This window comes from Nocardia sp. NPDC004573 (assembly GCF_053602135.1).
The window spans coordinates 68646-93460 of the sequence record NZ_JBSGDA010000003.1; the positions used below are offsets into that span (position 1 = coordinate 68646).

Below are 24815 nucleotides of genomic sequence, written 5' to 3' on the forward strand. Positions count from 1 at the left end.
CGGGCGCATCGGGGGTCTTTGTCGGCTCGCTCGTGGGCGGAGTGCGCCTACCGGCTGGTGAACGGCAGCAGCGCCATCTCACGGGCGTTCTTCACCGCTACAGCGACCTGACGCTGCTGCTGCGGGGTGAGCCCGGTGACCCGGCGGCTGCGGATCTTGCCGCGATCGGAGATGAACGTACGCAGCAGGTTCACGTCTTTGTAGTCGACCGTCTCGATGCCGGCGGCGATGAGCGGGTTCTTCTTCGGACGGCGGGCCTGCTCGGCGCGAACCTTCTTCGACGGTGCTCGCTTTACTGCCATATGACGAGTTCCTTCTCACGAGATCAGTGGTTGTCTACCAGCTCGATTTGTGCACACCGGGCAACTCGCCCCGGTGGGCCATCTCGCGCACACGCACACGGGAAAGTCCGAACTTCCGGAGATGACCGCGCGGTCGTCCGTCGGCGGCGTCCCGATTGCGCAATCGTACCGGACTGGCGTCGCGCGGCTGCCGCCGCAGTTCGGCCTCGGCGGCCGCGCGTTCGGGCTCCGGTGTGCCCGGCTTCCGGATGAGCTCCTTCAGCTCGGCGCGGCGTGCGGCGTAGCGCGCCACGATCACCCTGCGCTGCTGATCGCGGGCGATCTTCGACTTCTTGGCCATGTCAGCGCTCCTCGCGGAAGTCGACGTGCTTGCGCACCACCGGATCGTACTTGCGCAGCACGAGCCGGTCCGGATCGTTGCGGCGATTCTTGCGGGTCACGTAGGTGTACCCGGTGCCCGCCGTGGACTTCAGCTTCACGATCGGGCGGATGTCGGTCGATTTCGACGCCATGGGTCGCTCCTCAGATCTTGTCGCCGCGTGCCCGGATCCGGGCCACCACGGCCTCGATCCCGTCCCGGTCGATGGTCTTGATGCCCTTGGCGGAGACGGTCAGCGTGACACGCCGGCCTTCGCTGGGCAGGTAGTAGGTCTTGCGCTGGACGTTCGGGTTCCAGCGGCGGCTGGTCCGCTTGTGCGAGTGCGACACGGACTTGCCGAATCCGGGCTTGCGCCCGGTGACCTGGCAATGGGCCGACATCCGGACTCCCTCCAGTAGATGACAATCGTTTTCGACAATGCTTGCCCGGCAATGTACCGTGACGTGACAGCAAATGAAAATCGTTACCGAAAGGGGTTGCCGGTGGCTGCGGCAGATTCCACCCTGGTCCCACCCGAGTCCGACCGCAGAACGCCCGTGGTGGTGCTCACCGGTTTCGCCGGACTCGCCGCGGCGGGCGTGGATCGCGCGGCCGCGGTGCTGAGCATGGCGCCGGGTACCGTCGTGGTCCGCCACGATCTGACCCAGCTGCGGGAAGGCATTGTGCACCGCACGGTGCGCACCGCCACCCGGGAGACTTCGGCCGTGCTGGAGCTCGCACACGGCTGCGTCTCCTGCACCCTGCGGACGGACCTGCTTCCGCTGCTGTGCACCCTCTCCCGGCGGGACTCGGTGGACCGCATCGTGCTCGCGCTGGACCCGGCGTTCGAGGCGGAAGCGGTGTGCCAAGCCGTCGAGCAGGTCGTGGTCGCCGGTGTGCACGGCCGCGTGGACGGCCCCGCTGGGCGTGATGTGCGGGTGGAGGCGGTGCTGACCTGCCTGGACGCCGACGCCTGGCTCGCCGACGCGACCGGGGACGAGACGCTCGCCGAACGGGGTCTCGCCGCCGCCGACGATGACCGCACGGTGGCGCAGGTCGCGGTCGGGCAGGTCGATTTCGCCGACGCCGTGATCGCCCTCGGCGCTGCTACCGCGCACAGCGCGCTACTCGGCGAGGTGGCGGCCGAGCGCGGCAAGCTCGCGGCCGTACTGGCCAGGCTGGTCCCCGGCGCGCCCGTCGCCTGGGTGGCGGAACCGAACTCGATCACACCCGCCCTGGTGGAAACGCTGATCACCCGCGTGCCCACGGATTCGCGACGCGGCCGCGTGTTCGACGCGCACGCACCGCTGCTGCGCGGTCGGCCACCCTTGACCAGTGATTACGGCGTGGAACTCGTGGAGTTCGCCGCGGCGCGGCCGTTCCATCCCGCCCGCCTGCACGAGGCGCTCGACGTGTTGCTGGATGGCGTCGTGACCGCGCGCGGCCGGGTGTGGCTGGCCACCCAGCCCGACGAGGTGGTGTGGCTCGAATCCGCCGGTGGTGGCCTGCGGGTGGGCGGCGCGGGGCGCTGGCTGGCCGCGATGCCGGAAGCGGAACTGTCCGCCGCGGACCCGGAGCGGCGCGCGATGGCCGCCCTGCGCTGGGACGAGCGGTTCGGGGACCGGGACATCTCGCTGTCGATCCTGGTGCACGACGCCGATCCGGCGGAGATCCGCGAGGCGCTGCACTGGGCGCTGGTGGAGGACGACGAGTTGCGCTTGGTCGAACGCGCCCCCGAGCGGGTCGCCCTCTGGGAGGACCCGTTCGGTGAATGGCACGCCGACCCGTGCGCGGCCGACGAGGAGGCGGGACAACCCGCGCAGGAAGCGAAAAGCCCGAGAGGAGAGACGAAGTGAAGAAGGGTATTCATCCGGAGTACCACCCGGTGGTCTTCGAGGACGTGAGCACCGGCAAGCGGTTCCTCACCCGGTCCACGGCCACCAGCGCCCGCACGGTGGAGTGGAGCGACGGCAACACCTACCCGTTGCTGACGGTGGACGTCACCGCGGACTCGCACCCGTTCTGGACCGGGGCGCAGCGCGTGCTGGACACCCAGGGCCGCGTGGAGAAGTTCGAACGCAAGTACGGCAAGCGCGCGCGAAAGGAATCCTGAGATGGCGGTACCGAAGCGGAAGATGTCGCGGTCCAATACCCGTAGCCGCCGGTCGAATTGGAAGGCGGCGCCGGTGGACTTGGTGCCGGTGACCGTCGGGGGCGTCGTGCGTCGGGTGCCGCGCCGATTGGTGGCGGCCGTGCGACGCGGCCTGATCGACCTCGAGAAACTCTGAGCGCCGAGGTCGCGAGCGGAGTCGTGCCGACTCCGTGATTGCTCGGGTGGTGCTACCGGGGGCTGCGGGCGATCCGGATGCTGGTCGATCGCCCGGAAAAGGGCACTTCGGCGTCTTCTGGTGAAAATTTTCCAGGCAGCCAGGAGGCGTGTAGCTATTTGTCAGCTACCGTTGTGTCCTGCATCACGTCGCACTATTGCGTGTTGGTCGATTGCGATCGAGTAGCCAGGCGGTGAAATCCGGATGGGCGGTAGGTTTTTGGCCGCTGAAAAGTTCGCCGAAAATGGTGCGCTCGCGGCCGGATGCCGGTACCCTCGTCGTCGAGGGCGGGTTCTCTTGGTTTCCAAGAGAACCCGTCCATCGCCAATTTCGGGCCCTTTCTCGTCGGCTTCCGCTCTCTGGCGAGACGCTTCCCCCGCCACCGCGCGGAGCCGGTCGTTGTGCCGGTGCGCGTCTCAATTCTTCGAGGTCAGCGCCGCAGGCCCGTCCTCGCCGCCCGGTGTCCGGCGCGTGTCACCGTCGTGCCCCGGCAGTCCGGGAAGGTCCGGCAGCAGCGCCTCGAGCCGCGCCAGTTGTTCGCCGACCAGCGCCGCGGGGCCCTCGATCAGCGACAGCGGCCACGGCCAGTGCCGCCCGTTCCAGCGCTGCACCTGTTCGGTCAACTCGGCCGTCGTCGCCTCCAGTTCGCTGATCTCGGTACGCAATTCGCCGACTTGCGTTCGCAACTCAGCGGATTCGTGCTCGAGTGCGGCGATTCGGGCAAGCGCGGCGGCCAATCCGTCCACCAGCGTCCGATTCCGGCCGTCGGCGTCGGCGCCCAGCTGCGGCCAGCCCGCCAACTCGGGCCCGCGCAACTGGATCTGGATGTCGCGCAGCACTGCCTCTTGTTCCGGCGTCACGTCCGGATCCTCCCGTTCGACGAAATCCCATTGGCCGAAATCGATCGTCTCGGCCTCGTTCACGTCACAGCGCACGCCGCCGACGATCACCTGACGCCGCGTCTGATGAATGGCCCGCCTGCTCTCCACATTCGTGCCGGACCAGGCGTCGGTCTGCCAAGCCCACGTCGCGTATCCGGCGTCCAGCGCGCGGCTGACCGACCAGTACCCGCCGTAGATGCCGACATTCGCGCGGCCGAGCACGGTCGCCGCACCGTCCAGATAGGCGTTGATGCGCAACTGATCCTGCTGGGTGGCGTCGAAATCCGCGGAGAAATAGATGGGCCGGTCCACCCGGCCGCCGCAGCGCAGCACCTGGGCCAGGGCCGCGCGCGCGTCCACGATGCCGGCGCCGTAGCCGTCGAGCATCCGCGCCGCCGTGGTTTCCCAATTGGAGACGATCGAGACACCATGCGTCCGCAGATCGTTCGCCTCGGCCGGGGTGAGCAGCTTGCCGGGCAAGCTCGGGCCGCCATCGGACAGATACCGCACCACGAAGTCGTACCCCGCCGCCCGAATCGCCGCGCCCCCCGGACGTCCTGCGGCGTAGTCGAGACCGAAACGCATGGCTTCCACTGTAAGTGGGCCGGGCGGGTGAATCCGTGGCATCACCGAATCCGGACCGTCGACCGGGGACGGATCAGCGAGAAACGGCCGAACAGCCCGGTAGCGCGCCGCGAATCAGGACCGGAAGCCGCGAAAGGAGTCCGCGCGCTCGGATCAGCGAGCGGGCTCCAGCTTCGGCCGTCGCGGCTTCGGCGGGGCGGCCAGTTCGCGGCGATCCGGCGCGATCAGCACCGCGGAGATCGGCACGGTCAGGACCAGCAGCCCGATGACGAACATCGGGAACACGAAGTCGAACAACTCCATGCCGCCGGGCACCTTCGCCGTCCGGTCGACGTCGAAATGCAGCGCGGCCAGCGCCAAATAGTAGGTGGCGGACACCCCGACGCCGAACAGCAGCACCGTCGCCGCGCGGGCCAGCGGGAAGCGCATCGTCTGGAACAGCCACAGCGTCGCGGTCGCGGTGATCACCCCGATCACGGCGGAGACGACGGCCAGCCAGGCCGTCACGCCGACCGATCCCTGGATCTCGAGCGAGCCGATACCGAGGTAATGCGTGATGCCGATGCCGAGGCCAAGCACCGCGCCGCCGGGCAACAGCAGCGCGAGCCGCGGTGTGCGCCCGATGATCAGCAGCGCCGCGAAGACGGCCACGATGGACACCACCAGGGCCGCGACCAGCCGGCCCGGGTCGTAGCGCATCGCGCTACCCGGCACCTTCAGGCCGAGCATGGCCACCGACGTGGCCAGCCACACCCCGACACCGCCGAGCGAGATCGCCGCCGAGACCAACCACACGAGCCGGAACTGGACCGAGCGCGCACCGTGCACGATGCAGGCGAGGCCGACCACCGCACCGAGCACCGAGATGCCGAGCGACAGTGCGACCAGCCAATAGCCGAGGGCGAACTGGTCGACGGACCCACCGCCTGCGGCCAGCACCGCGACCTCACGCATGGCGGGCGGTTCCTTCCAGCTCACTGGCCTTCAGCTGGGCGATCGCGTACTCGGTGACCGCGGCCAGCGCCTGGCGCACCTCGATCGCGTTGCGCGCGTCGATGTCCACGATCGGCACGCCCTCGCGCACCGAGAGCGCTTCGCGCAGCTCCGCGATGGGAAAGCGCGGCGCGTCCGGGAAGCGGTTGACCGCGATCAGGAACGGCAGCTTGCGCGCCTCGAAGAAATCGACCGCGGCGAAGCTGTCCTCCAGCCGCCGGGTGTCGATCAGCACGACCGCGCCGATCGCGCCGCGGATCAGGTCGTCCCACATGAACCAGAACCGGCGCTGACCCGGGGTGCCGAACAGATAGAGCACCAGGTTGCCCGGCAGGATGATCCGGCCGAAGTCCATGGCGACCGTGGTGGTCTCCTTCTCCGGCGTCTCGGCGAGATCGTCGATGCCGTCGGAGTAGCGGGTCACCATCGCCTCGGTGCGCAGCGGAACGATCTCCGATACCGCGCCGACAAACGTGGTCTTGCCCGCGCCGAAGCCGCCCGCGACGACGATCTTCGTCGAAGCGACCCGATTCTCGAAGCCGTCCGGCCCGGGGGCGCTTCCCGGTCCGAGATTCCCACTTGGCCCGGGATGTCCACTGGGCCCCAGATTCCTATAGGGCGCGGAGTCCACGCAATGTCCTCTCCATCAACGAACGTCGCTCGTCATAGCTCGCCTCTTCGGTCAAAGTCGAATGCACGCGCATGGTGCCGTCGACGACCAGGTCGCCGATCACCACTCGGACCATGCCGAGCGGCCGGTCCAGATGTGCCGCGATCTCCGCGACCGACAGCCGATGCGTGCCGAGTCGCAGTATCTCGGTGCGGATGTCGCCGGTCGGCCAGTCGAGATGTGCAGTGTACGACAAGGTTTCGATGACCGCCTCCAACGGCAGGTCGATCGCGGGTTCGGTGCGCCCCGAGGTCAGGGCGTAGGGCCGGACACGTGTCGTCGGTCGTGGTCCGGGGCCGTATGGGTTGGACATCTCACACTCAAACAGCGGTGCGCGCGGTCGCGGTGACCACCGAACCCACCCGATCGACCAGCAGCGCCATCTCGTAACCGATACGGCCGATATCGTGCGACTTGTTCGCCAGCACGGCCAGATGCGAGCCGTTGCCGACGCTCATCACCAGCAGGTAGCCGCGCTGCATCTCCACGACCGATTGCATCACCTTGCCGCCGTCGAACAGCGAGGCCGCGCCCATGGACAGACTGGCGAGTCCGGCGGTGACGGCGGAGAGCTGTTCGGCGCGGTCGCTGGGCAGATGCGGACTGGTGGCCTGCAACAGGCCGTCCGCCGACACCAGCACCGCGTGTGACACGCCGGGCACATCTCGGGTGAAGCGGGCGACCAGCCAGTTCAGATTCTCGTCCGTGGTGCTGTTTTTCGCGTTGGTCATGCAAGCCCTCCGTCGTTGTACTGCGCATTGGCCCGCCCGCTGCGGACCCCACTGAGATGCCTGGTCAGATTGTTGCGAATTTCTTCCGGATCGCGCGCGCCCGCGTCCTCCGCCGGCGCCAGGCCGCCGGGCACCAGCTGGGCGCCCGGCCTGCGAATCGGCAGCCCGCCGACGGTGCGCGCGGTGGTGGTCGGATGGCTGGCGTCTTCGGCGGCCAGCCATCCCGCGTCACCAGGCGAGGACCACGAGCTTTCCGGCGATTGCGAGGTCGAGGGCTCGACCAGCCATTCCGAGACCATGCGCTGATAGATGGGGGTGGGGGAGGAACCGGCGACCGGCTGCAGCCGGGAGGAGGTCACCGTCGCGGGATCCGGCGCCGCCTCCTGCGGTGGTTCGGCGGGGGCGGCCGGCTTCCGGATCGGAAGACCGGATCGCGCGGTGGTCGGCGGCGCGGGCGCCTGACTCGGCACGGCAGGCGTGGGACCGGTGGCCGGCTCGTCGTCCTTGACCTCGGTCCACAGATCGGCGCGCGCGGGCTGCTGCTCCCGCTCGACGGCATGCTCGCCGGTGGCGGGCGTCACCGGGGCGAAGGGGCCGGTCGGGGTGCGGTCGTCCGCGCGCGGGGCGAGCACCGGCCACGGCTGGGTGGCAGGCTGGTCCGCCGGGCTGACCGACCGGCCGACCGGCGTGGAGACCGAGGGCTGGTCCGGGGCGTCGGCGACACGGATGGCCGGACGGCGCTGCGGCAGGCCGGAACTCGTCACGCCGAAGCGCGCGGTGTCGCGCTGCGGCAGACTCGGGACCGGAACCAGGTTGCGCGGCTGCGCACCGGTGGGCGGGGTGGCGAGTGAGGGTAGCTGGTGCTCGGCGGTGAGGTCGAGCGGCTTGCCCGCCGGATCGGTGACGTCCATCGGCGGCGCGACCAGCGCACCGGGCAGGTGCACGCTGGCGGTGATGCCCGGCTGCTGCGCCATCGTCGACGTACGGCGCAGGCTCACCGTGATGGTGTGGCGCTTGGCCAGGCGGCCGACGACGAACAGGCCCATGCGGCGGGCGGTCTCGACGGTGACCTCACCACCGGAGGCCAGCCGGTCGTTGGTGGTCTGCAGGTCTTCCAGGGACATGCCGAGGCCGCGGTCGGTGATCTCGATAAGGTAGCCGCCGTCGACGGCGCGCGACACCATCACGGTGACCGGCGTGGTCGGCGGCGAGTAACGCAGCGCGTTGTCGATCAACTCGGCGAGCAGATGCTCGATGTCGACGGCGGGCTCGCCCGCGACGATGCCGTCGGGCACCGCGCCGATCTCGACGCGCTGGTAGTCCTCGACCTGGGAGACCGCGCTCCACAGCATGTCCGACAGCGGCACGGGGTGCAATTGCCCGCGGCGCAGCGCGGTACCGGCGAGCACCAGCAGGTTGTCGCCGTTGCGGCGCATGCGGGTGGCCAGGTGGTCGAGGCGGAACAGGCTCTGCAGCCGGTCGGTGTCGTCCTCGTCGTGTTCGAGATCCTCGATCAGCGCCAGCTGCTGTTCGACCAGCGATTGGCTGCGGCGCGACAGCGTCTCGAACATGTTCCCGATCTGCAGGCGCAGGCGGGCCTGGTCGGCGGCGAGGTTCAGCGCCTGTTCGTGGATCTCGTCCACGGCGCGCGCCAGCTGGCCGATCTCGTCGGTGGTGTGCACCGCGACCGGGGTGATCTCCGGGGTGGTGCCGCCCGCGCGCACCACGGCGAGTTCGTCGGGCAGCTTGATGTGCGCCACTTCCAGTGCGTCCCGCCGCAAGCGGCGGACCGGGACGACCAGGGTGCGCGCCACCGACAGGGCCAAGGCCAGGCCCGCGAGCAGCATGCCGATGACGATCGTCGTCTCCCGCAGCGCACCGGCCTGCGCTTCGGTGGTACGGGCGGCGAGGGCGCTGTCGATGGTGTCGATCAGCTGCGCGGTGGTCTTCTCGTAGGTGTCCGAGCTGACCAGCAGCGAGTCGATGACGGCCGGATTCGACGCCGGGTCGGCCACGTTCTGACTGAAGGTGCCCAGCCGGGTCTGCACCGCGTCCAGCAGCGGGCGCATATTGCCCGCGTAGTCCGGCAGGATCTGCGCGTACTGGTAGATCATCGTGATCTCGGCGCCTGCGGCGACCAGCACGCGGGGCCGCACGCTCGGGTTGCGGCTCGCGTCCGGCGAACCGATCAGCATGCGCTGCTGGGTGAGCACGCGCCGGGCGGTCTGCACCGACGCGAGCTGCAGGAAGTACCGCTGGATGACCAGGTCGTCCACCGACGGCGACAGCGCGAGCGCGTTGCCGATGCGGACCATGATCTCGTCGGACTGTTCGCCGACCATGGCGGGCGAGCCGTTGCGCAGGCTGTTGCGCATCGTGGTGCCGGTGGCGATGGCCGAGGCGAGTTCGGAGGTGACCCGGCCGCTGACCTTGGTGGTCTGCAGGGCGGCTTCCAACTCGGCCAGCGCCTGGTCGAACTTCGTCAGCGCGGCGTCGGTCTGCGGGTCCGCGGTGTTGCCCCAGGTGGCGGTCGCGATGACGCCCAGTTGCTCGGTGGCCGAACCGAACTTGACGATCGGCCGGATGATGATGGCTTGTTCGGTCGCCGCGTCCAACTGCGCCATGGTGCGCAGTTCGTTGTTGATGCGGAGCACGGCGAAGACGGTGGCCAGCAGCACCGGAAGCACCAGCACCACGCCAACCTTGCGGGTGACCGACCAGTTCGACAGGCTGAATTGCCAGGACCGCGGTGCAGCTTCCATCCGCTTCCGTCGCCTCCGCTTCACCAGTGACCTCGGGCGCGCGTGGCTGTTCGGTATTGATTCAACCCGCAAAGAACCAACTAGAGGTCTTCTTTTTACCGCACGGAACATACCGTGCAGAGGGGGCATCGGCAATCCGGGGGAGCCGCTGCGCAATTTACCGAATATGGCTATAGAGAACGTGTTTCGCGGTGGAATGCGTAAGGGACGCGTCAACTTCCCGGCAGGGCCGTGGAAGGCGCTGGTCACCCGGGGTTGACGGGTGCGACGCGCCGAGGGTTGTCGCGGGTCCGCGCCTCGGCGTGTCGAGAGCGCCCTCTCAGTTACCTCTCAGTCGGTGCGGTCAAACTGGTGGCATGCGCATTCTGGTGGTCGACGACGACCGGGCGGTCCGGGAATCGCTGCGCCGGTCGCTCACCTTCAACGGATACTCCGTCGACCTCGCGGTGGATGGTGTGGACGCGCTGGAGAAGGCAACCGTCCAGCGACCCGACGCGCTCGTGTTGGACGTCATGATGCCCCGGCTCGACGGGCTCGAGGTCTGCCGTCGGCTCCGGAGCACCGGCGACGATTTGCCGATTCTGGTTCTCACCGCGCGGGATTCGGTATCGGAGCGGGTCGCGGGGCTCGACGCCGGGGCGGACGACTATTTGCCGAAGCCTTTCGCTCTGGAGGAACTGCTGGCCAGATTGCGCGCGCTGCTGCGCCGCACGTCCGCGGGCCCGGGCGACGCGTCGGAGGCAATGCAGTTCGCCGACTTGTCGCTGGACCCGGTGACTCGCGAGGTGTCCCGCGGCACCCGCCAGATCAGTCTCACCCGCACCGAGTTCTCACTGCTGGAAATGCTGATGGCCAACCCGCGCCGGGTACTCACCCGCAGCCGCATTCTCGAGGAGGTCTGGGGCTACGATTTCCCGACTTCGGGAAACGCGCTCGAGGTCTACATCGGTTATCTGCGCCGCAAAACCGAGGCCGAGGGCGAGCCCCGGCTGATCCATACGGTGCGCGGCGTGGGCTATGTGCTGCGTGAAACGCCGCCGTAGGTCCGCGGTCATGGCACGAACACCTCCCAGGCGCCCCGTCGTCGCCGCACTCGGTCAGGGCCCGCCCGAGCCCTCGGACATGCGCCCGCCCATGCCGCTGACGCGGTCGGTCTCGCTGCGGTGGCGGGTGACGCTGCTGGCCGCGTCCGTCGTGGCGATCGCGGTGGCGGTCACCTCGATCGCGGCCTACGCGCTGGTGGCGCGCGCGTTGTACGACGACGTGGACGCCCAGTTGCGCAGCCGGTCCACGGCGGTGATCGCCAGCAACCCGTACGGCTTCAACAACCTGAACCTGATGGTCGCCGCCGCGTTCTACGACGACACCGGCATCGCGCTGATCTATCCCGACCTCCGGCGCTGGCTGCCGCCGCAATCCACCGATCCGCCGGTCGGCCCCCAGGAGCTGGCCGTGGCGCGCGGCGAGCGCAGTTCGTCGCTGCGCACCGACGGCAATCAGCGCGTGCTTGCGGTCTACACCAACTCGGGTGCGACGCTGGTCATCTCGCAGCGGCTGGATCGGACCCGGGAGGTGCTCGACCGGCTCGCCTGGCTGTTGTTCGTCGTCGGCGGCTGCGGCGTCGTGCTGGCCGCCGCGGCGGGCACGGCGGTCGGCCGGACCGGGCTGCGGCCCATCGCGCGGCTGACGGCGGCCACCGAGCGGGTCGCCCGCACCGACGACCTGACCCCGATCCCGGTCACCGGTGACGACGAACTGGCCAGGCTCACAGAGAGTTTCAACACGATGTTGCGCGCGCTGACCGAGTCGCGCGATCGCCAGCGCAGGCTCGTCGCCGACGCCGGGCACGAACTGCGCACGCCGCTGACCTCGCTGCGCACCAATATGGAGTTGCTCATCGCGTCCAGCCGCCCGGGCGCTCCCCGCATACCGGACGAGGACATGGCCGGCCTGCGCGCCGACGTGATGGCCCAGATCGAGGAGTTGTCGACGCTGGTGGGCGATCTGGTCGACCTCGCAAGGGAGGACGCGCCGGAAACCGTCTACGAGCGGGTGGATCTGGGGGAGGTCGTCGAGCGCGCCCTCGAGCGGGCCCGCCGCAGGCGTGCCGGCATCGAATTCGTCGCCGATCTGCGCCCCTGGTTCGTCTACGGGCACGAGGCGGGCTTGGCTCGGGCGGTGCTGAACGTGCTGGACAACGCGGCCAAATGGAGCCCGGCAGGCGCGCAGGTGCGCATTCTCATGCGGGAGAGCGGACCGGGCCTGTTGGAGTTGTCCATCGACGACGCCGGTCCCGGTATCCCGCCGGCGGAGCGAGAGTTGGTGTTCGAGCGTTTCTACCGGGTGATGTCGTCGCGGTCGATGCCGGGCTCGGGTCTCGGGCTGGCGATCGTCAAGCAGGTGGTGACGAAACACGGTGGCACCATCGCCATCGATACCTCGCAGCGCGGCGGTACCGTGGTGCGCATCGTACTGCCCGGCGAGCCGGGCGCGCCGGTGTCGGATTGAGGCAATACCGGGCGACGGAACTGCATTTCCGACACAATGTCGAGTTCTGTGCGGAATATTCATCGCCGGAGGGGTATTTCGGACAATGCTCCGAGTGGTTTGCCGCAGAATTTGAGACATCAAGTTGTCGGTGGTTCTTTTGTGCACCGGCTGCGCAGCTCTCGGAAAACTGAAAGCACGGTCTCAGTCCGCTCTCAGTCGCCGTGGCCACCCTGGTCGAGACGTGAGCAGAAACGAGGAGTCCATGACCGAGGATTCGAAGGATCGCCGGGAGCCGGGTCCGCCGGAAGCGGGCGCGTTCGGGCCAGGAGAGGCGCACGCTCCCGGTTACGGTCCGCGGGAAGCGCAGCATCCCACCGCGCAGTTCCCGCCGCAGCGCCATCCGGCCGCGCCCTTCCCGGGATATCCGCCGTCCTTCGCTCCCCCGAACGACGCCACACAACCGCACGGCCCGGCCTTCGGCGCCGCGCCCGCACCGGCGCCGCGTCCGTTCCGGGCGGGCCTGGCAGCGGGCGCGGTCGTGCTCGCGCTGGTCAGCGGTGGTGTCGGCGGTGCGGTCGGCGCGCTGGTCACGCACGGCGACGACGGTCGAGCCCCGGTGACCAACGCCCTGGACGCCCCGAAGCCGAACGTGAGCAACGCCGTGAACGCTCCGGCCGGCTCCACCCAGGCGGTAGCGCAGAAGGTGTTGCCCAGCGTGGTGATGATCAAAGTGGCCAGCAGCAAGGCCGAAGGGGAGGGCTCCGGCGTGGTGCTGTCGTCTGACGGCCTGATCCTGACCAACAATCACGTGGCCGCGGGCGGCGGGCCCAGCGCCAAGATGGAGGTCGTGTTCTCCGACGGCAGCAGCGCGCCCGCGACGCTGGTCGGCGCCGATCCGGTCTCCGACCTGGCCGTCATCAAGGTCTCCGGAAAGAGCGGCCTGACCCCCATCGAGCTGGGCACCTCGGCGAACCTGCAGGTCGGCCAGCCGGTCGTCGCGATCGGCTCGCCGCTGGGACTGGCGGGGACGGTGACCACGGGCATCGTGTCGGCGCTGAACCGTCCCGTCGTGACCAGCGGCGAGGGAAGCGAGGCCGGCGCCGCGGTCAGCCCGGTCATCGACGCCATCCAGACCGATGCCGCGATCAACCCGGGGAACTCGGGTGGCGCGCTGGTGGACGGCAGCGGCAAGCTCATCGGGATCAACACCGCCATCGCGACGCTCGGGCCCACCGAGACGACGGGTGGCCAGACCGGGTCGATCGGGCTCGGCTTCGCGATCCCCGTCGACCAGGCGCGCCGGGTGGCCGACGAACTGATCAAGTCCGGCAAGGCCACCTATGCGCAGGTCGGGATCACGGTGTCGCGTCAGCAGGACCCGGCACAGCAGGTTTCCGGCGCGAAGGTCCGCGACGTCACGCCGGACGGTCCCGCCGCGCGCGCGGGCGTGCCGCCGGGGGCGGTGGTGACGAAGCTCGACGACCGTCCGATCGACTCGGGCAACGCGCTCGTCGCCGCAGTCCGCTCCCATCAACCAGGAGACAAGGTGAAGATCACCTACACCGACGATCAAGGCAACAACCCCAAGACCGTCGAGGTGACCCTCTCCGGCGCGCCCGCGGACGGTGGCCGATGATGCGCGCGGTACCCCGCGGACGGGTCCCGATGATGGATCTCGACGCCGACGTTCTCGGCGCGGCCGCCGAGTTGCTGGACGCAGGCGCTACGGTGAGCAGCATGGAAATCGATGCTCCTGTGGCGGGGCGTGCTCTGGTGGTGGTCGTCGACGATCGAACGGCGCATGGAGGTATTGACTCGCTCGGCCCGCTGGTCACCGAGCTGCTCACCGAAGCGGGTTTCCTCGTGGACGCGTCGGTCTCGGTCCAGGCCGACGAGGTGGAGATCCGCAACGCGCTCAACACGGCGGTGATCGGCGGCGTCGATCTGGTGATCTCCGTCGGCGGCACGGGCATGTCCCCGCGTGACGTGACACCGGAGGCCACCTCGCAGGTGCTCGACCGCGAATTGCCCGGAATCAGCGAAGCCCTTCGTTCCTCCGGCCGGGTGGCAGGCTCGCTGGACGCGGGGCTGTCCCGCGGTGTGGCGGGCGTATCCGGCAGCACCCTGGTGGTGAATCTGCCCGGCACCCGCTCCGCCATCCGGGACGGCATGGCGACGCTCGGCCCGCTCGCCAGCCGGGTGATCGGTGAGCTCTCCGGATTGGTCGAATAATTCCCGCGCCCACCCCTGCTGAGGACCCTCGCCCGGCTGTGCGCCGGGCGAGGGATGCCGCGCGCTTGGCGAAGATCTTCGGCGACACGTTGCCCGATACCACCGCAGACGAGCGCGACGATCGCGACCACGTTCGGTCTTCGGACGATTGGCTGCGCGCTCAGATCCCCCCGCACCACGGCTAGACCGTTATCTACGTAGTAGCTACGTAATCATTCTCACCGCGTCGGTAATCCACCCGTGATCGTTTCCTCTCGGAACTAACCGGGTCGATTTCCCTACGGCTCTGTCTCGTATCCGGCCACTGGCGTTCCTGTGCCGCCATCTCAGCCGATCACATTCGATCGGCTGTAGCGATCCGGTATTTATGCACGTCAAGCCATATTCAAATGTGCGCAACTGTGATGCAGCTCACCTTGAACTTTACGAAACGTTACGTTGCGGGCGTCGTTATCGAACGTTTAATCTCCCCATCGAGCCATTCGCAATCGGGCCCGCAGTCGTGGGTACCGGCCGCACCAAACCCGGACGGCGGAACTCGGCTCGGTTTCGCCGCCAGCTGGTTCGTTGCGCCGAAATAACGGCCGGTTACACGTCGGCAACAAAGAGGCGACACACTGAGCTGGGCCTGAGAGGACCACTGTCCAGCCTCGATGGTCGAGGTTGACTGTTTGAACCTGATGAGGGGAAGTATGAGCGAGAACCGCACCAATGGTCTGCGCCGCGGTGCCCGCGTCGCGGGCGTGGGCGCTGTCGCGGCTGTTGCCGTGGGCCTGCTTTCGGCCGGTGCCGCCAATGCCGATACCTTCGTGCCGTTGCCGGACGGCCAGAAGGTGGGACCCGGCGTGACGATCACCCGGAACGGAGAGCGGGCCCTGATTTCGCCGTCGCTGGCTGCCAACGGCGCCGGTCGCGTGGTCTGGGTGTCGGGCAACGCCATCGCCGATGTCACCGTGACGCCGGATGGTGAGATCGGCCCGAACAACGGTCCGTCCGGGAATCCCGGAACCAATAATTCCTCGACGCATGGTGCGTCGCAGTTGAGCACCGGTTATATCGTCGGCTGCCAGATCAGCATCGCCGATGACGCGATTTCCGCGGGTGTGTCGGGCAGTGTGAACCTCAGCGGCGCGAGCGCGGGCGGTTCGATCGGTGTCAACCTCGGCCCCGGCGAAGTGAAGTTCGTTCAGATCGATTACAAGGACATCCTCAAGCCGGGCGTGTACTCGGTGGAGTACCAGGATGCCGAGATTCAGATCCAGGGCTGCGCGGGTTACGCGCAGGCGCGTTCGTACACGGTCGTGGAGATCATCGGCGATCACTACTCGAAGACCACCCTCTACGGGATGCCGTTCAGCATCGGCTGACGTCTGTCGAAACCAACGAACCATCTTCCCGCTGAAGCGGACTCAACCCTCGAGGGATATCAACCATGATCAACCGTAAGAACCTGGCGCGGATGGCCGGCGTCGGCGCCGCTGCCACCATCGCTATGGGCCTGTTCTCGACCGGTGCGGCGAACGCGGACACGTTCGTTCCGTTGCCGGGTGGCGAGCTGACCAAGACGTTGTCGGACGGCACCGTCGTCACCATTCGTCTGGTCGGGGAGTCGGCCAACATCAGCCCGTCCATGGGTTCGACGCCTTTGCATCGCAACGCGTGGGTGTCCGGGAGTGCGCAAGTGGAGTTGTCGGGTGCGGCCGGGGGCAAGATCTTCCCGGGTTACACCGTGGGTTGCCAGGTGAACATTGCCGGTGGCGGTGCCACTGGTGGTGTGGATGGCAATGTGGATTGGAGTGACGGTCAGAACGTCACCGGTGGTGTGGGCGCGAACTCGGGCGGCAACTTGTCGTTGGGGCCGGGGCAGGCGAAGTCGTTCTATGTGCTCGATCTGGAGCAGGCCGATGACTACGGTAACGAATCGCATAAGACGCGCAACGCTTTCCGGGGCACGAGTGGTTCGGTGACGTGGTCTGACGAGACCATCGGCCTGAACGGTTGCGGTGGTTACGCTCAAGCGCGCGCTTTCGTGAGTGTCGAAGTCGAAACGGACAATGTCATCACCTGGGTGACATTGTGGGGACAGCCTTTCAGCCTCGGCTGAGTGAACTGCGGGTGAAAAACCCGTAGCTGCCGATGAAATGGACCCCTCGCATCGCGGCGGGTCCATTTCGTCATGAATTATGTGGGCCGCAACGGCTCGGGGATCCTAGTCGGATCTCATACTTCGCGAGACGAATTGCCCGAATTTCCGGAAAAGTCTGGTTGATACCGAATAGCATTGTTTCGTCCGAGATCGCTCGATGACGCGATGGTCGGCGGATCGCTTGCTGGACAGCACATTCCATCAAGCGCCCGTCGGCTTTGGAGGGACACGTCCCGCCCCGACACCCTGGGGCGGGCGGATGCAACCTGATGAGGAAAAACATGAGCAAGTACCGCATCAACGGTCTGTCTCGAGGCGTCCGCGTCGCGGGCGCCGCCGCCGCGGCGGCCGTAGCCACCGGTTTGTTGTCGACCGGTGCCGCGAATGCCGATGTCTTCGTACCGTTGCCGGACGGTCACAAGGCAGGCCCCGGCGTGCACATCGCCCGTACCGGTGAGCGGGCCCTGATCTCCCCATCCCTTGCCGCGAACGGTGCCGGCCGTGTCGTGTGGGTTTCGGGGAACGCCATCGCCGATGTGGCCGTGACGCCGGATGGCGAGATCGGCCCGAACAACGGTCCGTCCGGAAATCCCGGAACCAATAATTCCTCGACGCATGGTGCGTCGCAGTTGAGCACCGGTTATATCGTCGGCTGCCAGATCAGCATCGCCGATGACGCGATCTCCGCGGGTGTGTCGGGCAGTGTGAACCTCAGCGGCGCGAGCGCGGGCGGTTCGATCGGTGTCAACCTCGGCCCCGGCGAAGTGAAGTTCGTTCAGATCGATTACAAGGACATCCTCAAGCCGGGCGTGTACTCGGTGGAGTACCAGGATGCCGAGATTCAGATCCAGGGCTGCGCGGGTTACGCGCAGGCGCGTTCGTACACGGTCGTCGAGATCATCGGCGATCACTACTCGAAGACCACCCTCTACGGGATGCCGTTCAGCATCGGCTGACGCGGGTCGGATCTGTCAAATCTCTTTTCGCCGAGGCGAACTCGATTCTTTAGGGGAATTACCATCATGTTCGATCGTAAAAAACTGGCGCGCGCGGCCGGGCTGTGCGCGTCCGCGGCCATCGCTATGGGCCTGTTCTCGACCGGTGCGGCGAACGCGGACACGTTCGTTCCGTTGCCGGGTGGCGAGCTGACCAAGACGTTGTCGGATGGCACCGTCGTGACGATTCGTCTGGTCGGGGAGTCGGCCAACATCAGCCCGTCTATGGGTTCGACGCCTTTGCATCGCAACGCGTGGGTGTCCGGGAGTGCGCAAGTGGAGTTGTCGGGTGCGGCCGGGGGCAAGATCTTCCCGGGTTACACCGTGGGTTGCCAGGTGAACATTGCCGGTGGCGGTGCCACTGGTGGTGTGGATGGCAATGTGGATTGGAGTGACGGTCAGAACGTCACCGGTGGTGTGGGCGCGAACTCGGGCGGCAACTTGTCGTTGGGGCCGGGTCAGGCGAAGTCGTTCTATGTGCTGGATTTGGAGCAGGCCGATGACTACGGTAACGAATCGCATAAGACGCGCAACTCTTTCCGGGGCACGAGTGGTTCGGTGACGTGGTCTGACGAGACCATCGGCCTGAACGGTTGCGGTGGTTACGCTCAAGCGCGCGCTTTCGTGAGTGTCGAAGTCGAAACGGACAATGTCATCACCTGGGTGACATTGTGGGGACAGCCTTTCAGCCTCGGCTGAGCCGGATAGACCACTCGCACAACGCGAACGGGCCCGTCGGAGGACGGGCCCGCTTCGCGAGCGGCACGGACTCAGAACTCGTGCCGCGCGCACTGGTCTGGCCTTCGGCGAGCAAGTCGCGGATCTGGATGAGCACCTCCGAATCGGTGAGCGTGGTCTCGTCGGGCTGGAAAGGCTTCTTCAGCCGCGTGGCATGCAGCGCGACCACGAAGAACAGCACCGCGGCGATGATCAGGCCATTGATCGCGGCCGTTATGGTGGGACCGACTTGGACGAACGTCGCCGGTTTGTCGGCGACCGAGCGGAAACTCAGGCCGATGTGTCGCCGGGGCCGCCCCACACACTGGGCAGTCGTGCTCGGCGGTATCCGCCCCGGTAGGCCCCGATGCCGGCGAGCCGTCGGCCGATATTCGGCGGGTCAGTGGAAGACAACCGTGAGCGCGGTGCGCAAGGACGCCCCGGCCACGGCGGTGGCGTGCTCGGCGTCCATCGCGACCAAGACCACGCGTTCGGCGGCTTGGCGTCCGTCACCGGCACGGGAGACCAGGATGACGGCGGCGTCGGTGGCCAGGGTGCGGGCAGGCCGGGTACCGGCTCCGTTCGCGTCCTCGGCGCCGATCACGTCGACGCGATCGCCCGCGCGCAGGATGTCGGCGACCGCCGTGTCGGCGAGGCGGATGGGCACGATGCGCGCCTCGCGCGCACCGGTCGCCGCCGCGGCCAAGCGGGGACCGACCACGCGCAGATCGGTGAAGACTTCGCCCCGCCGCATGGCGCCGGTCAGCGTCGCGCCGACGAGCGCGGCGGGATCGGCGACCGCGCCCGCGGGCAGCGTGCCCGCTTCGCGCGGCGCGGCGCGCAGGTCACCCGCTTCGAGGAGGCGTCCAGGCGCCAGATCCCGCTCGGCCACGACGACTGTCGTGCGTTCGGTATCCGGGTCGCCACGGAGGAACAGGAGCGCCGCGAGCGCGGCGAGTGCGGCGGCCAGTAGCCGTCGAGCGAGCACGGCGTCCGCCCAAGGCGGTCGTTGCCAGCCCGAGGGGTTCCAGCCGCGGCCGAGGTCGGCGAGTGCGCGAGTCATGGCCGGATCCTATGGCCGGACGTGCACTCTTCCGGCCCGGATCACGGTGGGCTGTGGACAGTTGATCGACTGGGGAAAACCGTCGGATCAGCTGGCGACGGCCGTGCTGGCGGCGGCGGTGGAGCCACTCGACGAGCCGGAATCCGATGACGAACTCGAGCTGCTCTCGGACTTGCCGCTGTCGGACTTGGCGGGCTCGCTGGCGGTGGTGGAGCCGCCACGGCTGTCGGTGCGGTAGAAGCCGCTGCCCTTGAAGACGATGCCGACCGAGTTGAACAGCTTGCGCAGCTTCCCCGAGCACTCCGAGCACACGGTCAGCGCCTCGTCCGTGAAGGACTGAACGATGTCGAAGCGGTTGTCACACTGGGTGCACGCATACGAGTAAGTAGGCACAGGATCCTCCGCGGTGTTCGTCGATCTGGCACTCTACAGCCGACAGTGCCAACACCGCCAATCGGTGTTTCATTCCCCAGGGTAATCGGCGCCGAGCCGGCGCAGTCCGCCGCGCGGCGTGAGCGCCCAGCCCATGCGCAGGTCGTGCGGTTCCTCGGGGAGCCGGTCGACCAGTTCGTCGTCCCGGACCACCGCGACCAGCCGCGCGTCCGGCCGCGCGGCGGACAGCGTGCGGTCGTAGTAGCCGGCACCGCGGCCGAGCCGCACACCGCGCAGGTCCACCGCGAGAGCGGGAACCAGGATCAGGTCGGCTCGGGCGACCGCGCTCGGCGGCAGCACGGCGCCGGTGGGTTCCAGCAATCCGTAGCGGGCTCGGCGCAGACCGTTCGCGCCGGTGTACTCGGCCCAGCTCAGCGGTCCCGGCGGCCCGGTGACCGGCAACAACACCCGCGCTCCACCGGCCCGCAGCGCCTCCAGCATCGCCGGTGATCCCGGCTCACCGGCCACCGGCACATACGCGCAGACCCACCCCTGAGCACCCAGCGCGCCTACCGCTGTGGCCAGTGCGAACGCCTCGCTTTCCCGCTCCGTGGCAGGCATCACAGCCCGGCGGGCGAGCAGTTCGATGCGCCATGCATGTTTATCGCGCTCGCCGGGCATCACCACAGTGATCACCATAGGCTCACCCCGGGACCGGGTCGGCGCGACGCCGACCCGGCGGCGTGATGGATGGATAGGGTATGCGTATGACAGCAAAGGCCGGACAGCCCGGTGCCGCGGCGGCGGAGTCGTGCTTCCGCACGGCCGTGGTCCCCGCGGCCGGGCTCGGGACACGGTTCCTGCCCGCGACCAAGACGGTGCCCAAGGAGCTTCTTCCGGTGGTGGACACCCCCGGTATCGAGCTGGTCGCCGCCGAGGCGGCCGGATCCGGCGCCGAGCGGCTGGTGATCGTCACGTCCCCGGGTAAGGACGGTGTGGTCGCGCACTTCGTCGAAGACTTGGTGCTGGAGAGCACGCTGGCCGAGCGCGGCAAGTTCAAGCTGCTCGAGAAGGTGCGTAAGGCGCCGGGGCTGCTCGATGTCACCTCGGTGGTGCAGGAGGAGCCACTCGGGCTCGGGCACGCCGTGGCCCAGGCCGAGCAGGCCCTCGACGACGACGAGGACGCCATCGCCGTCCTGCTCCCCGACGACCTCGTGCTCCCCCGCGGTGTGCTCGACGTGATGTGCCGGGTGCGCCGCAAGCGCGGCGGAACGGTGCTGTGCGCCATCGACGTCCCCAAGGACGAGGTCAGCGCCTACGGCGTGTTCGACGTCGCGCCGGTGCCGGACGCGGTGAACCCGAATGTGCTGCGCGTCAAGGGGATGGTGGAGAAGCCCGCGCTCGCCGACGCGCCGTCGACGTTCGCGGCGGCGGGCCGGTACCTGCTGGACCGCGCGATCTTCGACGCGCTGCGCCGCATCGAGCCCGGCGCGGGCGGCGAACTGCAACTCACGGACGCGGTCGCGCTGCTGATCGCCGAGGGACATCCGGTTCATGTCGTGGTGCACCGTGGGTCGCGCCACGACTTGGGCAACCCGGGCGGTTATCTTCGTGCTGCGGTCGATTTCGCACTGGAACGAGAGGAATACGGCCCCGCCCTGCGCGAGTGGCTGCAGCACCGCCTCGGTCCGGACTGGGATCCGCAGCTGACGACCGACGACTGACGGACCCGGCCGGGGGTTTCGCCGAGAGTGGAGCGTCGGGTACGAATGATGGTTCACCGCGGTGCGTGCGCGAATGCGCCTGTGCCGCGGCGGGATCGCGCGCCCGTGCAGGCGAGATCGGATGGAGTGCGGAGAGGATCAGGAAGGGCTGGATGCGCTCGGTTGAGGATCAGCAGATCAAGGTGACCGCCGCGGCGGTCGCGCCCCGGCCGGTTCGGGTCGCGATCTCCGAGGCCCAGGGCCTGCTGTGTGCCGAGGACGTCGTCACCGAGCGGCCGTTGCCCGGCTTCGACCAGGCCGCCATCGATGGCTACGCCGTACGCAGCGTCGACGTGGCCTCGGCCGGGGCCGACATTCGCGACGAAGAGGGCAATCTCGTCGATCTGACCCTCCCGGTGGTCGGCGAAGTGGTCGCCGGTTCGCGTCAGCCGATCCGCTTGCAGCCGCGCCAGACCGTCCGGGTGGACACCGGCGCGCCGATGCCGACCCTCGCCGACGCGGTGCTCCCGCTGGATTTCACCGACGGCGGGCGGGCCAGGATCAAGGTGTACGAGCCGGTGCGCTCCGGCGACTACGTGCGGCGGATCGGGGACGACGTCCAGCCGGGCGATGTCGCGGTGCGCGCGGGAACGATCATCGGCGCGGCGCAAGTCGGCCTGCTCGCCGCCGTCGGTCAGGACAAGGTGCTGGTGCACCCGCGCCCGCGACTATCAGTGCTCTCGGTGGGCGGTGAGCTGATCGATATCGATCGCACACCCGGCCCCGGCCAGGTCTACGACGTGAACTCCTACGCGCTGGCCGCGGCCGCGCGCGATGCCGGCGCGGACGTCAACCGCGTCGGCATCGTCAGTTCCGATCCGCGCCGGTTGCGCGATGCGGTGGAAGGACAGCTGGTGCGCTCCGAGGTCGTCGTCATCGCGGGCGCGGTCGGCGGCTGGGCCTCCGAACAGGTCCAGGAGGCGCTGGAAGGGCTCGGTGAGCTCGAAATAACCCGGGTGGCCATGCATCCCGGCTCCGTGCAGGGCTTCGGCCGGCTCGGCCGCGACGAGGTGCCGACGTTCCTGCTGCCCTCCAACCCGGTGAGCGCGCTGGTGGTATTCGAGGTGATGGTGCGGCCCTTGATCCGAATCGCGTTGGGCCGCAGGCATCCCATGCGCCGGATCATCAGCGCCCGGACCATCACGCCGATCAGCTCCATGGACGGTCGCAGGGGTTACCTGCGCGCGCAACTGATGCGGGACGAAGCGACCGGAGAATACCTCGTGCAGCCCCTCGGCAACGGAAACTCCTCTTCCCACCTGCTCGCCACGATGGCCGAGGCGAACAGCTTGATCGTGATCGACCCGGACGACACCGAGATCCGCACCGGTGACGAAGTCCAGGTCGCCTTTCTCGCGCAGCGCGGCTGAGACGTGGACGCCATGAATGTCTTCCGGGCGACCCAGCATCCGGGGTGGCCCGCGCGACTGGGCCCGGTGCGGGCGGCCGCGGGCCAGGTGACCTTGCGTCCGGTGCGGCTGCGCGACGCGGCGGCCTGGAGCCGGATCCGGTTGCGCGACAGAGCGCATCTCGAGCCGTGGGAGCCGACCGGCCGCGGATCGTGGGAGGCGCGCAACCACGCCTCCAACTGGCCCTCGCTGTGGTCGAGCCTGAAGGCGGAGGCCAGGCGCGGCGCGATGATCCCATTGGTGATCGAGGTCGACGGTGCGTTCAGCGGGCAGTTGACCGTCGGCAATATCGTGCGGGGCGCCCTGCGTTCGGCCTGGATCGGTTATTGGGTGGCCAAGGACCTCAGCGGGCAAGGCGTCGCGACGGCGGCATTGGCGCTCGGGCTGGACCACTGCTTCGGGCCGGTCGGTCTGCATCGGGTCGAGGCGACCGTGCGGCCGGAGAATCTGGCCAGTCAAGCGGTGCTGCGCAATGTCGGTTTCCGGGAGGAGGGGCTGCTGCGGCGCTACCTCGACGTGGACGGCGCCTGGCGGGATCACCTGCTGGTCGGCATCACCGTCGAGGAACTGGCCGGAACGGTCCTGGACCGGCTGGTGCGAGAGGGGCGCGTCACCCTCCAGTAGAACCGGCCACCGAGCCGCGGTGACATTGGTAGAAATGTGACAGGTGTGGCGGATGTGCACGGCGCGCCTGCCGGAACTTGGTGCTACCCGGAATTAGCCTACGGACGTCGATGGTGCGTCTTGCGTCATCGGCACAGAGCCTGCGAGGGGACCGGCGTCCGCGCCGCTGCGTCGGACGGGGGCCGGCCGAGCGCGGGGCGTGTCACGCACCGCTCGCGGGCCGAGCCGGACAAAATCCAGGCGGGACGGAGGTGCTGACGCGATGCCGAATTCGATCCTGTGGATCGGGCTGGTCGTGCTCTGGGTCTTCGTCCTTTTCCCCATCCTCGCCGACCGCCACCCGAGAATCCGCCGGACCACCGACGCCGCGCTGGCGACCAGGGTCCTGCACCGCGGCGGCGGCAAACGACGTCTCAGGAAAGGCCCGGCCGCCGGGCACGAAACCGATCCGAACTGGCGGCCACGCCGCGTACCGAGAAAGTATCCCCACAGCGATGATGCGGAGGACCGGATGACGACACCGGCCGACGAGCCCGTCACCGAGACCGACGAGGAGAACATGCCCGCGGCCGACGACGCCGCGGCATCCGACATCGCTGACGCCGAACCGGACGACATCGCCGACGCCGAACCGGACGACGCGGTGGGAGACGACTACGCGCCCGCAGCATCCGACGAGGACGAGACGGACGACGAAGCCGGCGAAGTCGCTGCGAAGATCGACGCGGAGACCGATGATGACGGCGTGGGCGCACACCACCCCGAGCCGATCGCGGCCAGAATTCCGCCTGCGCGCTCCACCGTGCCCGCCCGCGTCGAATACGACGACTACGACGACTACGACGAGACGGATTGGGGCGAACCGGATTTCGTCCCCAACCGCCGTGGCCGCGGCGGCTTCGACCCCGAGGCCGATGCCATCGCCCGCGCGGCCCGCTACACCTTCCGGCAGCGGGCCGTGCTCGGCTTGCTGCTCACCGCCATCCTGTCCGGCGCCCTCGCGCTCGTGCTCACCCCCTTGCTGTGGTGGGCTTGCGGGCTCGCCGTCACCGTGCTGGTGACCTACCTGGCGTACCTGCGCAAGCAGGTGCGGATGGAGGAGGAGATCCGCCGCAGGCGCGCCGCCCGCCTCAACCGCGGCCACCAGAGCGAAGCCGATCCGCCGGGCCGCCGCACGCGTGCCCCCCGCGGCGCCATGGACCGCGACACCGCCCGCGCCCTACGCCGCCGCTCCACCCTGATCGAGCCCGACGACGAAGACCCCGCGTTCGCCCACCTCGACCCGTTCGACCCGGCCACCGCCCGCGCCCTGCGCACCCGCACCGGCCGCGACATGCGCCGCGCGGCCGGCGCGTAGACCTGGCTTATTTACGCAGGTCAGGGTGCCGATTCGGA

General features: G+C 68.6%; 29 protein-coding genes. 15 read left to right on the forward strand and 14 right to left on the reverse strand.

Annotated elements, in window-relative coordinates; genetic code table 11:
* Positions 1-47: 47 nt before the first annotated feature.
* The 4 genes from rpsR to rpmB are packed head-to-tail and all read right to left on the reverse strand — an operon-like array spanning position 48 to position 1061.
* On the reverse strand, positions 48-302 hold the full coding sequence (rpsR, locus tag ACWEKR_RS05710; protein WP_011211513.1) for a 30S ribosomal protein S18: 255 nt from the start codon (positions 300-302) through the stop codon (positions 48-50).
* A 34-nt stretch (positions 303-336) separates the two neighbouring features.
* Entirely contained in the window at positions 337-642 is a 306-nt protein-coding gene (rpsN, locus tag ACWEKR_RS05715) for a 30S ribosomal protein S14 (protein ID WP_452353496.1), read from the reverse strand.
* 1 nt (position 643) lies between these two features.
* Entirely contained in the window at positions 644-814 is a 171-nt protein-coding gene (gene rpmG, locus ACWEKR_RS05720; protein WP_019049259.1) for a 50S ribosomal protein L33, read from the reverse strand.
* A 10-nt stretch (positions 815-824) separates the two neighbouring features.
* Positions 825-1061 (reverse strand): 50S ribosomal protein L28, encoded by a 237-nt coding sequence (rpmB, locus tag ACWEKR_RS05725; protein WP_043697994.1) that lies wholly within the window; start codon positions 1059-1061, stop codon positions 825-827.
* 102 nt (positions 1062-1163) lie between these two features.
* Here rpmB and mrf point away from each other — a divergent pair, with 102 nt between their 5' ends.
* The 3 genes from mrf to rpmF are packed head-to-tail and all read left to right on the forward strand — an operon-like array spanning position 1164 to position 2948.
* Positions 1164-2516: a ribosome hibernation factor-recruiting GTPase MRF gene (gene mrf / locus ACWEKR_RS05730; protein ID WP_452353497.1), complete on the forward strand. Its 1353-nt coding sequence runs from the start codon at positions 1164-1166 to the stop codon at positions 2514-2516.
* Positions 2513-2773 (forward strand): type B 50S ribosomal protein L31, encoded by a 261-nt coding sequence (locus ACWEKR_RS05735; RefSeq protein ID WP_452353498.1) that lies wholly within the window; start codon positions 2513-2515, stop codon positions 2771-2773. Before mrf ends, ACWEKR_RS05735 begins: the two co-directional genes overlap by 4 nt.
* Before the next feature lies 1 nt (position 2774).
* Positions 2775-2948 carry a 50S ribosomal protein L32 gene (gene rpmF, locus ACWEKR_RS05740; protein WP_195085529.1) on the forward strand — a complete coding sequence of 58 codons (174 nt, stop codon included), beginning with the start codon at positions 2775-2777 and terminating at the stop codon, positions 2946-2948.
* A 455-nt stretch (positions 2949-3403) separates the two neighbouring features.
* On the opposite strand, the gene ACWEKR_RS05745 is transcribed toward rpmF, so the two are convergent.
* The 6 genes from ACWEKR_RS05745 to ACWEKR_RS05770 form a co-directional block, all read right to left on the reverse strand.
* A complete protein-coding gene (locus ACWEKR_RS05745) occupies positions 3404-4453 on the reverse strand; it encodes a DUF1906 domain-containing protein (RefSeq protein ID WP_452353499.1) in 1050 nt (349 codons plus the stop codon).
* Positions 4454-4606: 153 nt separating this feature from the next.
* Positions 4607-5407 (reverse strand): MHYT domain-containing protein, encoded by an 801-nt coding sequence (locus tag ACWEKR_RS05750; RefSeq protein WP_195085527.1) that lies wholly within the window; start codon positions 5405-5407, stop codon positions 4607-4609.
* The gene (locus ACWEKR_RS05755) at positions 5400-5957 is read right to left on the reverse strand and encodes a GTP-binding protein (protein WP_039801302.1); all 558 of its coding nucleotides are present in this window, start codon (positions 5955-5957) and stop codon (positions 5400-5402) included. Before ACWEKR_RS05755 ends, ACWEKR_RS05750 begins: the two co-directional genes overlap by 8 nt.
* A 100-nt stretch (positions 5958-6057) precedes the next feature.
* Complete coding sequence (locus ACWEKR_RS05760; RefSeq protein WP_040782732.1) at positions 6058-6429, reverse strand: DUF742 domain-containing protein; 372 nt, start codon at positions 6427-6429, stop codon at positions 6058-6060.
* A 7-nt stretch (positions 6430-6436) separates the two neighbouring features.
* A complete protein-coding gene (locus ACWEKR_RS05765; protein ID WP_159842902.1) occupies positions 6437-6847 on the reverse strand; it encodes a roadblock/LC7 domain-containing protein in 411 nt (136 codons plus the stop codon).
* Positions 6844-9609: an ATP-binding protein gene (locus tag ACWEKR_RS05770; protein WP_452353500.1), complete on the reverse strand. Its 2766-nt coding sequence runs from the start codon at positions 9607-9609 to the stop codon at positions 6844-6846. Before ACWEKR_RS05770 ends, ACWEKR_RS05765 begins: the two co-directional genes overlap by 4 nt.
* A 356-nt stretch (positions 9610-9965) precedes the next feature.
* Between ACWEKR_RS05770 and ACWEKR_RS05775 the strand changes: the two genes are divergently transcribed.
* The 8 genes from ACWEKR_RS05775 (at position 9966) to ACWEKR_RS05810 (ending at position 18171) form a co-directional block, all read left to right on the forward strand.
* Positions 9966-10652: a response regulator transcription factor gene (locus ACWEKR_RS05775; protein ID WP_195085525.1), complete on the forward strand. Its 687-nt coding sequence runs from the start codon at positions 9966-9968 to the stop codon at positions 10650-10652.
* A gap of 10 nt (positions 10653-10662) precedes the next feature.
* Positions 10663-12117: an ATP-binding protein gene (locus tag ACWEKR_RS05780; RefSeq protein ID WP_195085524.1), complete on the forward strand. Its 1455-nt coding sequence runs from the start codon at positions 10663-10665 to the stop codon at positions 12115-12117.
* Positions 12118-12361: 244 nt separating this feature from the next.
* Positions 12362-13735 carry a S1C family serine protease gene (locus ACWEKR_RS05785; RefSeq protein WP_452353501.1) on the forward strand — a complete coding sequence of 458 codons (1374 nt, stop codon included), beginning with the start codon at positions 12362-12364 and terminating at the stop codon, positions 13733-13735.
* 101 nt (positions 13736-13836) lie between these two features.
* The gene (locus tag ACWEKR_RS05790) at positions 13837-14331 is read left to right on the forward strand and encodes a MogA/MoaB family molybdenum cofactor biosynthesis protein (protein WP_181719529.1); all 495 of its coding nucleotides are present in this window, start codon (positions 13837-13839) and stop codon (positions 14329-14331) included.
* Positions 14332-15023: 692 nt separating this feature from the next.
* A complete protein-coding gene (locus ACWEKR_RS05795; protein ID WP_452353502.1) occupies positions 15024-15698 on the forward strand; it encodes an MspA family porin in 675 nt (224 codons plus the stop codon).
* Positions 15699-15763: 65 nt separating this feature from the next.
* On the forward strand, positions 15764-16435 hold the full coding sequence (locus ACWEKR_RS05800; protein ID WP_452353503.1) for an MspA family porin: 672 nt from the start codon (positions 15764-15766) through the stop codon (positions 16433-16435).
* Between the two features lie 323 nt (positions 16436-16758).
* Positions 16759-17433, forward strand: coding sequence for an MspA family porin (locus ACWEKR_RS05805; RefSeq protein WP_452353504.1), 675 nt, complete (start codon positions 16759-16761; stop codon positions 17431-17433).
* A gap of 66 nt (positions 17434-17499) precedes the next feature.
* A complete protein-coding gene (locus ACWEKR_RS05810) occupies positions 17500-18171 on the forward strand; it encodes an MspA family porin (RefSeq protein ID WP_452353505.1) in 672 nt (223 codons plus the stop codon).
* On the opposite strand, the gene ACWEKR_RS05815 is transcribed toward ACWEKR_RS05810, so the two are convergent.
* From ACWEKR_RS05815 to ACWEKR_RS05830, 4 genes are all read right to left on the reverse strand, one after another.
* The gene (locus ACWEKR_RS05815; RefSeq protein ID WP_452353506.1) at positions 18158-18511 is read right to left on the reverse strand and encodes an MscL family protein; all 354 of its coding nucleotides are present in this window, start codon (positions 18509-18511) and stop codon (positions 18158-18160) included. The two genes, ACWEKR_RS05810 and ACWEKR_RS05815, sit on opposite strands and share 14 nt — an antisense overlap.
* A gap of 78 nt (positions 18512-18589) precedes the next feature.
* A complete protein-coding gene (locus tag ACWEKR_RS05820; RefSeq protein WP_452353507.1) occupies positions 18590-19252 on the reverse strand; it encodes an SAF domain-containing protein in 663 nt (220 codons plus the stop codon).
* 87 nt (positions 19253-19339) lie between these two features.
* Positions 19340-19645: an FmdB family zinc ribbon protein gene (locus ACWEKR_RS05825; RefSeq protein ID WP_452353508.1), complete on the reverse strand. Its 306-nt coding sequence runs from the start codon at positions 19643-19645 to the stop codon at positions 19340-19342.
* Positions 19646-19714: 69 nt separating this feature from the next.
* Positions 19715-20323: a 5-formyltetrahydrofolate cyclo-ligase gene (locus tag ACWEKR_RS05830; RefSeq protein WP_452353509.1), complete on the reverse strand. Its 609-nt coding sequence runs from the start codon at positions 20321-20323 to the stop codon at positions 19715-19717.
* Between the two features lie 68 nt (positions 20324-20391).
* Between ACWEKR_RS05830 and ACWEKR_RS05835 the strand changes: the two genes are divergently transcribed.
* The 4 genes from ACWEKR_RS05835 to sepX all read left to right on the forward strand — a co-directional run bounded on the left by ACWEKR_RS05835 (position 20392) and on the right by sepX (position 24777).
* A complete protein-coding gene (locus ACWEKR_RS05835; protein WP_452353796.1) occupies positions 20392-21348 on the forward strand; it encodes a UTP--glucose-1-phosphate uridylyltransferase in 957 nt (318 codons plus the stop codon).
* A gap of 152 nt (positions 21349-21500) precedes the next feature.
* Entirely contained in the window at positions 21501-22757 is a 1257-nt protein-coding gene (gene glp / locus ACWEKR_RS05840; protein ID WP_452353510.1) for a molybdotransferase-like divisome protein Glp, read from the forward strand.
* A gap of 12 nt (positions 22758-22769) precedes the next feature.
* Positions 22770-23420, forward strand: coding sequence for a GNAT family N-acetyltransferase (locus ACWEKR_RS05845; RefSeq protein WP_195086073.1), 651 nt, complete (start codon positions 22770-22772; stop codon positions 23418-23420).
* A gap of 262 nt (positions 23421-23682) precedes the next feature.
* Positions 23683-24777, forward strand: a complete 1095-nt coding sequence (gene sepX, locus ACWEKR_RS05850; protein ID WP_452353511.1) for a divisome protein SepX/GlpR — start codon at positions 23683-23685, stop codon at positions 24775-24777.
* Positions 24778-24815: the final 38 nt, after the last annotated feature.

What these genes read in the sequence shown, in the direction of transcription:
- rpmB (WP_043697994.1), bottom strand. Translation starts at nt 1,061, where the DNA reads ATGTCGGCCCATTGCCAGGTCACCGGGCGCAAGCCCGGATTCGGCAAG.
- rpsR (WP_011211513.1), bottom strand. Translation starts at nt 302, where the DNA reads ATGGCAGTAAAGCGAGCACCGTCGAAGAAGGTTCGCGCCGAGCAGGCC.
- sepX (WP_452353511.1), top strand. Translation starts at nt 23,683, where the DNA reads ATGCCGAATTCGATCCTGTGGATCGGGCTGGTCGTGCTCTGGGTCTTC.
- ACWEKR_RS05750 (WP_195085527.1), bottom strand. Translation starts at nt 5,407, where the DNA reads ATGCGTGAGGTCGCGGTGCTGGCCGCAGGCGGTGGGTCCGTCGACCAG.
- rpmF (WP_195085529.1), top strand. Translation starts at nt 2,775, where the DNA reads ATGGCGGTACCGAAGCGGAAGATGTCGCGGTCCAATACCCGTAGCCGC.
- ACWEKR_RS05745 (WP_452353499.1), bottom strand. Translation starts at nt 4,453, where the DNA reads ATGCGTTTCGGTCTCGACTACGCCGCAGGACGTCCGGGGGGCGCGGCG.
- ACWEKR_RS05795 (WP_452353502.1), top strand. Translation starts at nt 15,024, where the DNA reads ATGAGCGAGAACCGCACCAATGGTCTGCGCCGCGGTGCCCGCGTCGCG.
- glp (WP_452353510.1), top strand. Translation starts at nt 21,501, where the DNA reads ATGCGCTCGGTTGAGGATCAGCAGATCAAGGTGACCGCCGCGGCGGTC.
- rpsN (WP_452353496.1), bottom strand. Translation starts at nt 642, where the DNA reads ATGGCCAAGAAGTCGAAGATCGCCCGCGATCAGCAGCGCAGGGTGATC.
- ACWEKR_RS05845 (WP_195086073.1), top strand. Translation starts at nt 22,770, where the DNA reads ATGAATGTCTTCCGGGCGACCCAGCATCCGGGGTGGCCCGCGCGACTG.
- ACWEKR_RS05775 (WP_195085525.1), top strand. Translation starts at nt 9,966, where the DNA reads ATGCGCATTCTGGTGGTCGACGACGACCGGGCGGTCCGGGAATCGCTG.
- rpmG (WP_019049259.1), bottom strand. Translation starts at nt 814, where the DNA reads ATGGCGTCGAAATCGACCGACATCCGCCCGATCGTGAAGCTGAAGTCC.
- ACWEKR_RS05835 (WP_452353796.1), top strand. Translation starts at nt 20,392, where the DNA reads ATGACAGCAAAGGCCGGACAGCCCGGTGCCGCGGCGGCGGAGTCGTGC.
- ACWEKR_RS05785 (WP_452353501.1), top strand. Translation starts at nt 12,362, where the DNA reads ATGACCGAGGATTCGAAGGATCGCCGGGAGCCGGGTCCGCCGGAAGCG.
- ACWEKR_RS05765 (WP_159842902.1), bottom strand. Translation starts at nt 6,847, where the DNA reads ATGACCAACGCGAAAAACAGCACCACGGACGAGAATCTGAACTGGCTG.
- ACWEKR_RS05760 (WP_040782732.1), bottom strand. Translation starts at nt 6,429, where the DNA reads ATGTCCAACCCATACGGCCCCGGACCACGACCGACGACACGTGTCCGG.
- ACWEKR_RS05830 (WP_452353509.1), bottom strand. Translation starts at nt 20,323, where the DNA reads ATGGTGATCACTGTGGTGATGCCCGGCGAGCGCGATAAACATGCATGG.
- ACWEKR_RS05780 (WP_195085524.1), top strand. Translation starts at nt 10,663, where the DNA reads ATGGCACGAACACCTCCCAGGCGCCCCGTCGTCGCCGCACTCGGTCAG.
- ACWEKR_RS05800 (WP_452353503.1), top strand. Translation starts at nt 15,764, where the DNA reads ATGATCAACCGTAAGAACCTGGCGCGGATGGCCGGCGTCGGCGCCGCT.
- ACWEKR_RS05810 (WP_452353505.1), top strand. Translation starts at nt 17,500, where the DNA reads ATGTTCGATCGTAAAAAACTGGCGCGCGCGGCCGGGCTGTGCGCGTCC.
- ACWEKR_RS05805 (WP_452353504.1), top strand. Translation starts at nt 16,759, where the DNA reads ATGAGCAAGTACCGCATCAACGGTCTGTCTCGAGGCGTCCGCGTCGCG.
- ACWEKR_RS05820 (WP_452353507.1), bottom strand. Translation starts at nt 19,252, where the DNA reads ATGACTCGCGCACTCGCCGACCTCGGCCGCGGCTGGAACCCCTCGGGC.
- ACWEKR_RS05790 (WP_181719529.1), top strand. Translation starts at nt 13,837, where the DNA reads ATGGAAATCGATGCTCCTGTGGCGGGGCGTGCTCTGGTGGTGGTCGTC.
- ACWEKR_RS05770 (WP_452353500.1), bottom strand. Translation starts at nt 9,609, where the DNA reads ATGGAAGCTGCACCGCGGTCCTGGCAATTCAGCCTGTCGAACTGGTCG.